This is a genomic window from Bowmanella denitrificans, assembly GCF_039522935.1.
In the GTDB taxonomy this organism is placed as follows: Bacteria; Pseudomonadota; Gammaproteobacteria; order Enterobacterales; family Alteromonadaceae; genus Bowmanella; species Bowmanella denitrificans.
The window spans coordinates 193,437-208,675 of the sequence record NZ_BAAAEI010000023.1 but is presented as its reverse complement, the minus strand read 5'-3'; the positions used below and the strand labels follow the sequence as shown (position 1 = coordinate 208,675).

The 15,239-nt window shown below is 52.2% G+C and carries 7 protein-coding genes; 3 read left to right on the top strand and 4 right to left on the bottom strand.

Going from position 1 to position 15,239, the window contains the following annotated elements:
* Positions 1-132: 132 nt before the first annotated feature.
* The gene (locus ABD028_RS18555; protein WP_343846954.1) at positions 133-2,862 is read right to left on the bottom strand and encodes a TonB-dependent receptor; all 2,730 of its coding nucleotides are present in this window, start codon (positions 2,860-2,862) and stop codon (positions 133-135) included.
* A gap of 508 nt (positions 2,863-3,370) precedes the next feature.
* Positions 3,371-6,091: a TonB-dependent receptor gene (locus tag ABD028_RS18550; RefSeq protein WP_343846953.1), complete on the bottom strand. Its 2,721-nt coding sequence runs from the start codon at positions 6,089-6,091 to the stop codon at positions 3,371-3,373.
* Between the two features lie 308 nt (positions 6,092-6,399).
* Here ABD028_RS18550 and ygjK point away from each other — a divergent pair, with 308 nt between their 5' ends.
* Positions 6,400-8,748 carry an alpha-glucosidase gene (gene ygjK / locus ABD028_RS18545; protein WP_425542135.1) on the top strand — a complete coding sequence of 783 codons (2,349 nt, stop codon included), beginning with the start codon at positions 6,400-6,402 and terminating at the stop codon, positions 8,746-8,748.
* Here the strand turns inward: ygjK and galK are convergent, their stop codons facing one another.
* Together galK and ABD028_RS18535 are read right to left on the bottom strand one after the other, a co-directional pair.
* Entirely contained in the window at positions 8,749-9,900 is a 1,152-nt protein-coding gene (gene galK / locus ABD028_RS18540) for a galactokinase (protein ID WP_343846949.1), read from the bottom strand.
* The gene (locus ABD028_RS18535) at positions 9,893-10,954 is read right to left on the bottom strand and encodes a UDP-glucose--hexose-1-phosphate uridylyltransferase (RefSeq protein WP_343846947.1); all 1,062 of its coding nucleotides are present in this window, start codon (positions 10,952-10,954) and stop codon (positions 9,893-9,895) included. The genes galK and ABD028_RS18535 overlap by 8 nt, the downstream gene beginning before the upstream one ends.
* A gap of 440 nt (positions 10,955-11,394) precedes the next feature.
* Between ABD028_RS18535 and ABD028_RS18530 the strand changes: the two genes are divergently transcribed.
* Together ABD028_RS18530 and ABD028_RS18525 are read left to right on the top strand one after the other, a co-directional pair.
* Entirely contained in the window at positions 11,395-14,187 is a 2,793-nt protein-coding gene (locus ABD028_RS18530) for a TonB-dependent receptor (protein ID WP_343846945.1), read from the top strand.
* Between the two features lie 132 nt (positions 14,188-14,319).
* A complete protein-coding gene (locus ABD028_RS18525; RefSeq protein WP_343846943.1) occupies positions 14,320-15,222 on the top strand; it encodes a helix-turn-helix domain-containing protein in 903 nt (300 codons plus the stop codon).
* Positions 15,223-15,239 lie beyond the last annotated feature (17 nt).

The following is a 15,239-nucleotide window of genomic DNA, read 5'->3' as shown; positions in this document are numbered from 1 at the left end:
TGCTTTGCAGGTAAGCTACAGGGACGTAGCTTATGATTTTTCAGCCCGTCCATCCCCAACAAAAAAGGGCGCATACGCGCCCAACAGCTCAGGATTGCAACTGAGGCCGGGCGAAGGCCCGGCGCTTGATTCTCAGAACTTGGCTCTTAATCCAAGGGCATAACGGGGGCCGGTTTCAATGACCTGCAAGGTCTGATTGGCATACTCAGCACTTTTCACCGTCAGTTCATTGGTCAGGTTGATGCCTTCAAAGAACACCGTCCAGGTTTCGTCAATGTCATAGCTGCCGCTGACATCCAACTGCTTATAATCGTCCACATAATGGCCATCACGCTGACGGCTGCCGCTGGTGACCGGTTTGGTCTGCAGGAAGCGCGCCCGGTTGTTATAGGCTAAACGTAACTGAAAACCGTCTTTCTCGTAGAACAGGATCAGGTTTTGCGAATCGCCCAGGCCGATCAGCGGCAGATTGTCTTCGCTGGACTGGCTGTCCACTTTGGTCAGGTTAAAGATCACACCCAGGCCGTCAAAGGGCTCTGGCAAGCTGCTGAACATGTGCTGCACGGCAAACTCGTAGCCATCCACCTCGGTGTTATTTTCATTCACCGGCCGGGAAATCTCGTAGTTGTAGCTGCCACTGGGTAATACCAGGGTTTCCGGTACCACACTGGTGCCCAGGTAGCCGTCAATGTCTTTGTTAAAGTAAGCCAGCGCCACATAACTGCCTTCGTCGTAATACCACTCCAGCGACAAGTCGAGGTTTTTCGAGGTATATGGTGCCAATAATGGGTTGCTGCCAGAACCACTCAGGCCGTCAATCTGACCATCGCCATAGCTGGTGAGCGGGCTCATCTCATTCAGCTCTGGCCGGGTAATGGACTTTGACCAGGCCAGGCGCCCAATCAAGTCATCAGTGAAATTCATGTTGGCGTTCAGGCTGGGCAACCAGTCCTTATAGCTGTTGCTGATCTCCACCGGCACATAGTCATCGGAATATACCGCAAAGACTTTATTGGGTTCATTCTGTGACGGCTGCAGATCCAACAAGGCGATCTGCTTGCCACTGGAGGTACTGGTGGTATCCACATAGCGCAGCCCTGCTACCATGTTCCAGAACATCCCGTTTAGCTCGCCTTCAAAGTTAAAATCGGTATAAAAAGCCGTGACTTCTTCGTTCACTTCATAGGCGGACTGGTCCAGCACCCGACCAAAGCCGTTACGGCTTATTACCGCTCTGGCCGCCTCTGGATCATCCAACATGGCAATGACTTCATCCCGGCTCAGGTACGCCATAATTTCATCGGTATTAAAAGTAGGCCACTGGTTAACCGGGGTACCGGATGCGCCGGACAGGAAGCCGTCAGCATCAAACAGTCTGAACAATGTTTCCGGCAGGGGAATTCGCGTACTGTTGTCAGCAAATATCCAGGACAGCGGCCCTTCGGTTTCGCCATACACCTTACCTAAGGTGCGATCCGTGTACTGGGCGCCAAAGTTAACTTCCACCAAAGGGCCCAGTTCCACCACCAGGCTGTTGTCGAACTTAACCGCGAAGACCTCATCATCCAGTTCAGTACCTTGTAGTGACGTCCAGCCTGCGGTCAGTGAATCACCCGCTTTCAGGGGGTCAAAGGTCATGGTGGGAACCTGCTGGCCCTGGCGCCGATCATAAGAAAACTCGCCAGGACGCCCTACCACCACATCAGACCAACCTTTACCAGGGTCTGACTCGGCTTTGGAACCACTGACATCCAGCTCGCTATGCCAATACTCGTTGACCTGCCAATCAATATTCACACCATAGGCATCCAGGGTACTGGAGGCATCGGACTGACGGGCCATGGATTCCACATACACATCAACAAAGTCGGCATACACCAGGGTGTTGTTGGCATCCAGCTCGGGATTTCTGACGTTGTCCGGGGTAAACCAGGATGGGTAAATATCCTGGCGTCCACTCACATCATAGTTGGAATGCATATAGTCAGCGGTGATGGTCAAATCATCATGGGGGGCAAATTGCACCACCATAGTGCCGCTGGTACGTTCTCTGTCTTCGTTCTGAACAATTTGGTCATAATTACGGGGAAAATAGACCTGGCCATAATCCTGACCATCCAGCGGATCGGTAATCTTAAAGTAGTAAGCTGTATTGGCTTCTTCATAACGGCTTTCACGCTGATAACTGGCAAAGGACAACAACACACCCAACTTGTCATCATTAAAGGTGTTGCTCACCACCCCAGACAACTGCGGTTTGGTTTTACCTGTCATATCGTCATACATGGCCTTCACACTGGCCACGGCCTGAAAGCCTTTGTTATCAAAAGGACGCATAGTGGTGATATTAATGGTGGCACCAATGGCGCCTTCCTGCACTGCGGCTGATTGCGTCTTGTGCACTTCAGCACCATTAATCAGCTCTGTCGGCAAAATATCAAAGCTAAAGGCACGTCCGCCCGGTGTGCCATCCCAGTTCATGGAAGACGGATCACCCACAGTGGCCAGCATACGCCCATTCAGCAACACCGAGTTAAACTCTGGCCCCATGCCCCGTACGGTGACCAGTTGGCCTTCCCCCCCCTCGCGGTCGATAGATACGCCGGTAATACGCTGTAAGGATTCTGCGACGTTCTGGTCGGGGAATTTACCAATATCTTCGGCCGAGATGGCGTCTACCACATTGGTGCTTTCACGCTTGATATCCATTGCGCGGATCAGGCTGCTTTTAATGCCTTTAACGCTGATGACTTCCACATCCTGTCCAGCGGATTGCTCCTGCCCCGCGACCGGCATGGCCAGGCCCAAGTTACAGGCCACCAAGAGTGACAGGTACGCGAGTTTAGGTGTTCCAGCTTGCATGGTTATACCTCTTGCTTTGGTTTGAGTGCTCAAGTGTTGTGGTTCAGTTTCATATGGATGCAGGACAACAATGCATCGGCATTAACACAACCATCACATTAAAACTATTTATAGTATAAATACCTCAATTTTATTTTACAAACATTTAACAGTGTTTTTTTATTGTTCTAAATGTGTCAACTACACTGAGCTGTCGCAGCACCCCCAAGATGGATGTCATAACAAGGAGACAAACATGCCGATAAAGACCGTCACGTCATATGTAGGTAAGATTGAAAACAAGGAGAAGATGGCTGAAGCAGCCTACCAGCGCAGCGTTGAGGCACTAAAAAAGATTATCTAGGAAAGTTTCGGCAGCCAGGCCTGACTCGAGAGGAAGCCGTGAATAATGCCGATGGACTGGCGGTGTTTACCGTGCTGCACAGTCAGATTGCATTGGTCTGAAAAAAAGGGCGCTGATGCGCCCAACACAGGGAAAAAGATGGAGCTGTCCCCATCACATGGGAGATTAAAATGTGGCTCTAACACCCAGCGCATAACGGGGGCCGGTTTCAATCACATTAAGGATGTGATTTTCATACAGGCCGCGCTTGCGGGTCAGCTCATTAGTGATATTGATGCCTTCAAAAAATACCGTCAGATCATCGTTAATATCATAACTGCCGCTGATATCCACCTGGGCATAATCATCCACATAAATCGGCGCGCCGCCGTAACCATTTTCCTTGGACTGCATAAACTCGTTACGGTTGTTATAAGCCACACGGAACTGGAACGGACCTTGCTCGTAGAACAGGATCAGGTTTTGTGAATCCCCCAGCCCCACTAAGGGCAAAGGATTGGCCGGATCATCCGAGCTGGATTCACTGTCAACGAAGGTCATATTGGCAATCACCCCCAGGCCATCGAAAGGCGCAGGCAGATTGCTGAATAAGTGTTGTACCGCCAGCTCGTAACCGTCAATCCTTGCGCTGTTAAGGTTTACCGGTCGACCAACCTTATACTGATAGGTGCCACTTGGCACTGTGACCGTTTCGTCGGTTATGCCCCAGTCCACATAATTGTCGATGTCCTTGCGGAACATCGCCACAGCAGCGTAACTTCCTTCGCTGTAGTACCACTCCAAGGTCAAATCCAGATTATCGGACTCAAAAGGCTTCAGTTTAGGGTTACCGCCACTGGCATTCAGCGCATCTACTTTACCGCCGCTGTAGTTGGTAACCGGCGACATCTCTCCCAGTTCCGGACGGGTGATGCTCTGTGAATAAGAGAAGCGCGCAATCAGATCATCACGAATTTCCAGGCTGGCGTTCAGGCTGGGCAGCAGATTGTTATATTCATGCTCCACCTCTATGGGCAGATAATCTTCCGAACGCTTGGGCTGCACTTCATTCTGGCCGTTATTCAGCGGCAACAGGTCCAGCAGGAAAAGCTGCTGACCACGGCTGGCATTGTCGGTTTGCACATAGCGCAGACCGGCATTCAGTGACCAGAACATCTCCCCCAACTCGCCTTCAAAGAAGAAATCGGTATAGAAAGACAGGCCGCTTTCATTGATTTCATAGGCAGAGTTAGAAGGGTGCGCGGTATAACCGCCAAATTCTTCAATTAATTGGCGTCCGGCCGCCGGATCATCCAACTGCGCAATCGCGGCATCAGACAACAGGTAGTTAAAGAAATCTTCAGAATTGAAGGTTAGCCATTCCTGCGGCGGATTACCGGTGGCACCACTTAAAAAGCCCCCATCAAACTTGCTGAACATACTGGACGGCAGCAAAACCGGCGTCGGGTTATCACCATATAATACAGACACTTGCCAGGCCGATTCGGCATAGCGCGAACTTAATGTGCGGTCATAATAGGTGGTACCAAATTTCACCTTCGCCAGCACGCCCATGTCCGCAGCCCATTCGCCCTGCAATTTAGCTTCAGTGATTTCATCAGCGATATCTGAACCAAAGCGGCTTCCCCAGCCAGCTTTTACGCCATCTGTGGACAGGTTCTTATCAAACTGAATGCTTGGCAGCTCAGCCCCGGCACTGTTATCAAAGGTATAATTATTCTGATAAGACGCCACTGTGTCCGTGGTGCGGCCACCGCCATTAGACTCGGCTTCAGATCTGAAGATATCGCCAGTCAACTCCAAACTGTCGTTCACCTGCCATTTGGCATTAAAGCCAAAGGCTTTGGTTTCAGTCGGACGCTGGGAAAGACGGTTCAGATAATCGGTATTACTGCCACGGCCCATAGATAATTTGACCAAGGTGCGGTTACTGTCCAGCTCTGCATCGGTGATCTGACTGTTATCAAACCAGTGGGCCAGAATGTCCTGGCGATAATCCACATCATACTTGGAATATAGGGCATCGGCGGTCAGTACCAGGTTGTCGCTGGCGCGATACTGCAGTACCAAGGTACCGCCGGTGCGGTCACGGGTCTCGGTCTGGGAAATCTGATCGTAGTTACGTGGCATCAGCACCCCGGCTTCGGCACTGCCATCATCCAGCGTGATATCCCGGGTCAGATAACCAAAGGTTTGTGCTGAATCATAACGACTTTTACGCTCATTATGGGAAAACGACAGCAGCACACCCAGGGTATCATCGGCAAAGGTATTACTGATTAGGCCGGACAACTGAGGCTTAGTGCTGCCGGTCATATCATCGTATACCCCTTTGATACTGCCGCTGGCTTTAAAGCCGTCAATATCAAAGGGGCGCAAGGTGGTCACATTGACTAATGCGCCAATGGAGCCTTCCTGATGGGATGCGTAAGAGGTTTTATGCACTTCGGCACCACTGATAAGCTCCGAGGCCAGGGTATCGAAACTAAAAGCACGGCCACCACTGATAGACGCCATAGTGCGACCGTTAACCAATACAGAGTTAAACTCCGGCCCCAGACCGCGAACACTAACCAACTGCCCTTCACCGCCTTCGCGATCAATGGCCACACCGGTAATGCGTTGCAGTGACTCGGCGACGTTCTGGTCGGGGAATTTGCCGATATCCTCAGCGGTAATGGCGTCCACCACATTGCCACTTTCGCGCTTGATATCCATAGAGCGGATCAAACTGCCTTTAATCCCTCTTACGCTAATCACCTCAACAGGCTCGTCTTCAGCCACCTGCACACTGTTCTGCGCCTGAGCTGTCATAGACGTTATCACGCCCATGTTAATCATTACCATCATGGGCAGGTAGCCCAATTTGCTCTGTTTACCTGTCATGCGACGACTCCCTTGAGCGTTCCAACTTGTTGTTTCAAATATGTTTTATCGTTTTGATTGATTGCCTTTAGCAGCAATCTTGTGATGGATACTACTACTGGCTTTTTACAGTTGCAATATTTATAGTATAAATACTTTTAATCAGAGTTTTACATATGGTTAACGGCATAAACAGGCTAAGTTGTGCGAAAATGTGCCGTGCCCAAAGCAAAAGAGGTAAGTTGATGTTGCGGTTATCTACAGTTGGTCGGCTTGGTTTGCTGTGCAGCGCACTTTGGTTGTCTGCCTGCGCATCGCAGCAAACAAAGATGGACCAGACTCCCACATTGGACAGACAGGGCAGCCCCACCGCCATGCGCATGCTCGACAAATTTGGTAACCAGGCATTTAACCCGCTGTTTGACCTTGGCGCCTGGCATGGCTTTTTACAACCTGACCGGGTCGAAGAATACGGTGCCTTCAACGGCCCAATGATTGTTGCCGAAGAATATGGCCTGTATCTGGCCAATCAGTTGGAAAAACTAAACATCAGTGTCAACGACAAAGATCTTGATTATGCAGAAGCACAGGTCAGTTTTGAAAACCAGGCCGGTCAGTTGCAACAGCGTTACCACTGGCCACAATTGGAGCTACAACTGAGTCTGCACTTTGTCACGCCGCGCAGTGCAATTGTTAGCACCAGTTTGATAAATAAAACCGACAAACCGCTGCCCCTGACGCTGCGTTGGCAAGGCCAGTTGCTGCAAGATTGGCAGGATGAACTGCCCCTGACAAAGCAATACCCCGATTGGCAGCGCAGCATCAAAACCCAACCGCAGAGCGTTGAGATCCAGCTTGGTAATGTGCGCAGCACCTGGAATATGCTGCTTTCCGGCGACAGTCGCTATCAGATTCGCCGCTCCGTCCCAAGCCAAGATGAACAGGCCGGAACATTGGCCTATCAGGCCAGCCATCAGTTGAATCTGGACGGCAAACAGCGCCAGGTCATCTATACCAGCCATAGTTATGTGCATAGTCAGCAGGAATGGCAACAGGAAAGCCGCCGACTTGATGAGGTGTTCAACAGCCCGGCTAAAGCCATTGAAGCAAGCCAGCAGCGCTGGCAGCAATACCGGGAAAAAGGCCTGATGCAACAAGCCCTGCTGCCTGATGCGCTGGCAGAAAAAGCCATGCAAACGCTGCTGGGCAATTGGCGGGGCAGCGCCGGTGCACTTAAACATGATGTCGTCACCCCGTCGGTCACCGCGCGCTGGTTTAATGGCGCCTGGGCCTGGGATAGCTGGAAACATGCCGCTGCCATGGCGCATTTTGCCCCCGACGTGGCCAAAGACAATATTCTGGCCATGTTTGATTATCAGATTCAAGCTGATGACCCGCTGCGTCCGCAGGATGCCGGCATGGTGATCGATGCAATTTTCTATAATAAGGATGCCCAGCGTGGCGGAGATGGCGGCAACTGGAATGAGCGCAACACCAAACCGCCACTGGCCAGTTGGGCAGTATGGGAGCTGTATCAGGCCAGTCAGGATAAAGCCTTGCTTGAACAGCTCTACCCTAAACTGGTGGCCTATCACCAGTGGTGGTACAAAAATCGCGATCACAACCAGAACGGCCTGGCCGAATACGGTGCCACCGCCCATCCGCTGCACAATGATCAACAAGGCCATATTCTGTTTGATATCAAACCCCTGGAGCAAGGTGACATCAGCCAGCAGGTTAAAACCCACTGCCAGCACAAGTCACAGGACTGGTACCAGTGTGCAGGTGCAACACTCTATGAACAGGTGCTTAGCTCAGGCCAGTACCATGAACTGGATATTGGTGCGCAGCATGGTGCCGGATGGGAGTCGGGTATGGATAACGCTGCGCGTTTTGGCTTTATCAATACCGAACAGTTACAGACTTATGCAGAGCAGCACTACGCCGGTAATCTGCAGCAGGCCAGATTGGACTGGCAGGTGCGCTTCTTTGAAAATCACAGCAAGGACGGCACATTATTAGGTTTCTCTATCGATCAGGAGTCGGTAGAGCTAAATGCCTACCTGGCGATGGAAAAACACCTGCTGGCTGAAATGGCTAAGGTTTTGGGGTTAGCGGAACAATCCCGGCGCTGGCAGAGCCAAAGTGAAACATTGGCTGCACGGGTCAACCAATGCTTTTTTGACCAGGACAGTGGCTTCTATTACGACCGCCAGATTGGCCGCGAAAAAGCCGACACATCTGGTTGTAGTGGCAAGCTGCTTACCGCCAGAGGCCGTGGTCCAGAGGGTTGGGCGCCTTTATGGGCAGGCATTGCAGGGCAAAAGGAGGCAGATGCCGTGGCCAGTGTGATGCTGTCCAGTGACGAATTTAACACCTATGTTCCGCTGGGTACCGCAGCGCAAAGCAACCCGGCTTATCATCCGGACATTTATTGGCGCGGCCGGGTATGGCTGGATCAATGGTACTTCGGTGTAATGGCACTGGATAAATACGGCTATCACCAGCAGGCCGCTGAGCTGGCACTGCGCTTACTGAATAATTCACAGGGCTTGTTGCAAGACGGTGCCATCAGGGAAAACTACCACCCCTTGAACGGCGCTGTACAAGGCGCAACCAACTTCAGTTGGAGCGCCGCCCACCTGTACCTGATGTATCGCCAGCTAAATCCAAACTGATTAGATAAGCCGCTGTGCCCCTTGCGCGGCGGTACAAAGTAAAACCCTGGGATGCAGTCCAGTTTGCTGCGCGTAGTGACCCATCACCCGGGCCTCTGCGTCAGCAAGCAGGGCCTGGGGCATCAGGGCTACCACCGAACCGCCGAAACCGCCGCCGGTCATTCTGGCCCCGCCATGCTCACCAATTATCTCCTGTAGCAAAGCCACCAGAAAATCTATGGGTGGCACGCTAATCTCAAAATCCTCGGCCATGGAGCGATGTGATGCAGCCATTAACTGGCTTAGAGCGGATATATCCTGTTCGGCCAGCGCCTTTGCCGCTGACAGAGTCCGGTCATTTTCACTGACAACATGGGCGGCTCGCTTAGCCAGCAGCGCAGGTAATCTGTGCCTATGCTCGACAAGTTGCACGGCATCGACATCACGCAACCAGGCCTTGCCCAAATGTGCGGCAGCCGCCTCACATTGACGGCGTCGCAGATTATACTCGCTGCCGGTCAGTTTACGCTTGACGCCGGATTCAATGATCATCAGCGCCAGCCCGTCAGGGATCGGCACCGGCTGATAAGCCAGGTCGCGGCAATCCAACAACAGCGCATGCTCAGCGACCCCTGCGGCGCAAATCAGTTGGTCCATGATGCCACATTGGCACCCGGCAAACTGATTTTCGGCCTGCTGACCAATACCCGCATTGTCTTGAGGTGTCAGGGCTTGTCCGGCCATGGCAGCAAATGCCATGGCCAACGCCACTTCCAGTGAAGCCGATGAACTCAGCCCAACACCCTGGGGCAGCGTACCTGCAATTAACAGTTCACAGCCTGCCAACACAACGCCGCGCTGACGCATTACTGCTGCCACCCCACGCACATAGTTGCCCCAATGGCCTTGCTCGCGTGGCAGAATTGGCTGGTCCAGATTAAATTCATCCGGCTGTGTCGGCATGACCAAGGCCCGGCAGGTAATTATCGGTCCAGGTCGGGGACGACAGATCACATAAGTGTATAAATTCAGCGCGCAGGGCAATACAAATCCCTGGTTGTAGTCGGTATGCTCACCCATCAGATTAACCCGACCGGGGGCGCGAAACAGCATTGCTGCTGGGTTAGAAAAATGCTGACGAAAGGCATCAAGCAAGGGTTGCATCTCACGCATATTGCACATCCAATTTGGCTTGCTTGTGATGTCGCCCGAGATGGCGACGTAATTGTTCTGCCGCCAGTTCCGGCGTCATATCCCGTTGAATTTCGGCCAGCAGTTCATAACCAACCATATGCTTACGCACCTGTGCCGAACGCAGAAGTGGTGGATAAAAGTGACCATGCAATTGCCAGTAGCGGGTCGTGCCTTCCAAATAAGGAGCCCCGTGCCAGCCCATGGAATAGGGAAAGTCACACTGGAACAGGTTGTCATAGCAGGTAGTAAGCCGTTTTAATACCTCGGCCAGGTGCTGCTGCTGCCGATCATTCAGGCTTTCCATTCGCGCGACATGGCATTTAGGCAAAACCAGCGTTTCAAATGGCCACGCGGCCCAGTAAGGAACCACCACCAGCCAGTCTGCATTTTCTATCACCACACGCTCTTGGCGCTGCCGTTCACTGTCACAATAGTGCAGCAGCAGATTGCGGCCATGTTGTTGATGATAGCGACGCTGCGCCGCGTCAACTCTGGCCGGTAAGCTGGGCACAGCGCTGCTGGCCCATATCTGTCCATGCGGATGCGGATTCGAGCAACCATTAATACTGCCTTTGTTTTCAAATACCTGTACCCACTGGTGGGTTGCGGACAGTTGCTGATACTGCAAAATCCAGGTGTTGATGATCGCCCGGATCTGGCTGACCTCAAGTTGTGCCAGGGTGCGGCTGTGATCGGGGGAGTAGCAAATTACCCGACAGGTGCCGCGCTGAGATTGCACTACAAATAATTCATCCTGCCCGCCTTGAAACAATGGGGTATCGGCGGTCATGGCGGCAAAATCGTTGGTGAATACAAATGGCTCGGTGTAGGTTGGATTGCGCAGCCCCGTGGCTCTGGCATTACCGGGACATAGATAGCATCCGGCGTCATAGCTGGCAGTATTGTCCTCAACCAGCGCTTCGGTCTGGCCTTGCCAGGGACGACGGTTGCGATGCGGCGATACCAATACCCAGTCGCCGGTTAAGGGATTGAGGCGGCGATGAGCATGTTCCGCCATATTGAAAGTTGTCATTGAGCTGTTACATCCTGCGCCAAAGCTTGTCGACATGACCGACGCCGACACCTGTCTGTGAGATGGCATTAACTTAGCGATGGCCCCCGGGTGGGTCAATGCTGCAGCCACCAAAGCACACAAACCGGGAATAATCCCTGAAAAAACGCGACATCTCTGGTGTCGACAACGCAGCAAATGCCCATTTATCAATGCCAATGCGCTCAACAGACTAACAACACGCCCCGGTGCTAACGCCAAATGTAATTAGCCAACAACACAGCCTGGGTGCATTGTTAGTTTTCGAGAATCAGCCCTTGCCTTAAAGGAAGAGAAATATTGTCACCTGGCGATCAATAGAGTGATACCCGCCGGTTCAGCAGCTCACAACAGGTGCTGACCGGACATTCACGGCCGCGCAGGGAAGACAGGCCAGACACTTACTGATAAGGCAGAACATAATGAAAAAAACCTCTCTGGCCCTGTTAATCGGCGCACTTCTGGGCAGCAACAGTTGGGCACAAACGGTGAAGGCCACCTCGGAGATCTCAAGCGAGCAAAATAGCACCACACAAGTGGCAGATGATCAGGATACCGAAGTGATCCAGGTCCGAGGGTTTCGCAGCAGTCTCAAAGAAGCCCAGCAATTAAAAAAACAGGCCAACAACCTGATTGAGGCCATCGTTGCCGAGGATATTGGCAAATTTCCTGATGAGAACGTTGCAGAATCGCTGCAACGTATTCCCGGTGTCAGCGTCACCCGGGTAAATGGTGAAGGGCAAACCGTAACCGTGCGCGGACTGACCGGCAATTACAACATCACCACCTTAAACGGGCGCAAACTGGCCTCAGATAACGCCAGCCGCGATTTCAATTATGATGTCATTGCCTCAGAGCTGATCAGCGGTATCGAGGTGCATAAAACCCCTCAGGCTCAGTTGCCAGAAGGCGGCATCGGCGCAGTGATTGATGTCAAAACCGCCCGTCCGCTGGACCTGGATGAGTTTGTACTGGCCGGCTCAGTAAACAGCGCCTATAACGAACGCGCCGAAAGCTTCGACCCTCGGGCGTCCTTTATTGTCAGTAAGCAGTTCGACGAGGGTAAATGGGGCATGCTGGCGTCCATCAGCCATTCCAACTACACCAACCGTCACGATAGTTACCAAGCCTGGTCCTTCCATGCCAGAGAGGTTGATGTTAGCCGCGACGGTGAGGTGGAATATCCGGCGCTAAGATTCCCAGGCTACGCACAGTTGACCACTTATGAGGACGAGCGGGTTCGCACCGGCGGCACGGTGGCGTTGCAATGGCGGCCTGCCGACAACTGGGATGTCAATGTGGATGCCCTGTACAGCCAGTATGATATCGACTCCCATGGTCGACAGTTATCTGTGGTGACCTATTCCGAGAGCTGGTTGCCAGCCTTAAATGGTGTCTATACCAGTGCCGAAGCTGATGAACAGGGCTGGGCCAAACAGCTTGCCTGGCAGGGACCGGCGCTGATGGATATTGTGGATACCCTGAACCCCAGGCGTAACACCACTTATCAATTAGGACTGAATCTGCATTGGTTCTCGGATGCCTGGGATCTGTCACTGGATGCTGCCCACTCCGAGGCCAAAAACGCCAATAACGGCGATAACAAGTACGTGGTTGCCCGCTCCGGAGTAGAATCGGCCGGCATCAACTGGGCCAACGGCAGTTCGGTACCAGACATTATTCTGTCTGAAGAAGTAACACCACAAAGTACCTTTGGTGCCTGGTACACCAATACCGACGGCACCGGTGTTGAAGATCAAACCTCCCGCCTGGCATTGGACGGCACCTGGCAAGGTGGCCATGATTGGCTGACATCGGTGCAATTTGGAGCGGGCTACGACAGCCAGGAAAAGCAGCGTACCACCCACCGTTCGCGCAATCCCTCAATCTTTGCCGGCGAAAATCTCGACAAGGTCAATGCCCCGGATTCGGCATTGGTGGATTTTTATGGCCACCAATGGTGGCAGTTGCCGAGCTCGGTGCTGATTGCGGGTGACGTGAATAATTTTATGGGCGATAGCAGCGCCAATATCCCGGCGAACTGGGCCGCTATTGACATGCAAGGTTTGTATGCCTTTTTGCAGCAGTTGGATCCAAGCTCTGCCGATCTGTTAAACACCGACATCTATCTGGCCGAGTCCTTCAGTATCAAGGAGCAAATTCTCAGTGCCTATGTACAGGCCAATATCGAAAACCGCTTGTTCGACATGCCCTACCTGCTGAATATCGGCTTGCGTTACAGCCGCACTGAGGTCACCTCATCCGGCCATACTCAGAACATCCACAAGCTGAGATTTGATGCACAAGGGCAGCCAGTAGATGACAGCTGGCAAGAGGTACAACCGGTTGCCGAGCAGTCAAGCTACCATAACCTCTTGCCCAGCTTGAACTTCAAGCTAAGCATCAATGATGAACTGGTGTTCCGTACGGCCCTGTCGCAGTCGATTTCGCGGCCGTCATTGTGGGAGTTGTCACCTTATACCTCCATTAATATACAGCCCAATGATCAGGGGGTTCGCAGTTATTCCATGTCGGTGCCCGGCCTGAAACCATATAGTGCTGACCAGTTAGATAGCGCATTGGAGTGGTATTATTCCAAGGACGGCACCCTGACCCTCGCCAGCTTTTACAAAGAAGTGGCCAGCTTTATCAAATGGGACAAAACCACCGAAGAGATTGACGGTCAGCCCTTTGAAGTGAACAAGCCTTACAATAACGACGATGTGAAGGCCAGAATCCGCGGCTATGAGCTGGCCTGGCTGCAAACCTTTGATGGGCTGCTGCCAGACTATCTGGCCGGTTTCGGGGTCCAGGCCAACTACACCTACAACAACAGTTTGTCGGGCGAAAAAGACGAACAAGGAAAAGATAAGCCGTTTTTGGGCTTGTCCAAGCATCAATATAACCTGGTGTTGTTTTATGAACAGGATAAGTTCCAGGCCCGGATTGCCTATAACGCCCGCTCCAAATATCAGGCTTGGGATCAATCTTCCTGGACGCCGGATGGCTATGTGGTTGAGCCGGTGATGGCCGCCAGCACCAGTTGGATGGATATCAGTACCAGCTATGAAATAAGCCAACATATAAGCTTGCAGGCCAGTGTCAGCAATGTTCAGGACAAGGTCGACAGTCGCTATGTGGGCGATCCTGCGCATATCCAATACGCCGCTACTTACGGACGGCGTTATTCACTCGGCGTGCGCGCCACCTTCTGATAAAGCCCGGCGCCCAAAAGGGCGCCGTATTCCTGAAAACTAACCAGTTACTCTCAGATTGCCACAAAACCTTGCCACATTTTGTATGATATATATGCTTAATTAACAAAATACACAAAAACCTAACAAGCCATGCAAGATTGGATCGAAAAAATCGTGTTTGACCATACCAGCCCGCTCACCGCGCAGGGCAACGAATGTAAATTCGGGTTTCATGTGCATCCGCCAGAAGTCATGCCGCATAGTCATTGGCATGGCCATATTGAGATTAACTTCCTGTTTGATTGCAGTGCCGAGTATTTGATTAACGGCAGAAAAATCCGGGTACCGGAGGGCAAGATGATCCTGTTTTGGGCATCCATTCCTCATCAGATGACGGCCTCCCAGGGGGATGGTCATATGGTCAACATTTATATTCCATTGCAATCATTTCAAACCTGGAAGCTACCCAGCGATTTCAGCAGCCTGTTGTTACAAGGTGAAGTATTGGTGGCCAGCCATCCAAATAAGGCCGATCTGGCCTTGACCCAGCAATGGCAGCACGATCTGCAAAAAAAACAGGATGCCCTGACCGCGCAGGTGGTCAGCGAAATCCGTAGCCGGGTCAGGCGCATGTCGGTGGAAGGCTATCATCATTTTGGTCTGTTTAATCTGGACCTGCATGTGGTGCAAAAAAGTCCGGTGTCCGGGTTGTCACACATCGAAACCATGCTGCGCTACATTGCCCAGCACTATGATCAGAAAATTACCATTGCCAAGGTGGCTGCGGCCACGGGGCTGCATCCCAACTACGCCATGAAGTTGTTCCAGCGGGTGATGAAGGTCTCCATCAAGCAATATATCAATCAGCTCAGGCTGCAACATGCCCAGGCCCTGTTGGTGGATACCGAACAGGGGGTGCTGAATATCGCCATTGAGGCCGGATTTGGCTCCATCAGCCGTTTTTACGACATCTTTCAGCGTGAGCTGAATATGACGCCACAAGAGTTTCGTAACAAGACCCTGAAGATACGCACCGATTCATATCATCACTAGCAACGCATTTACCCAAG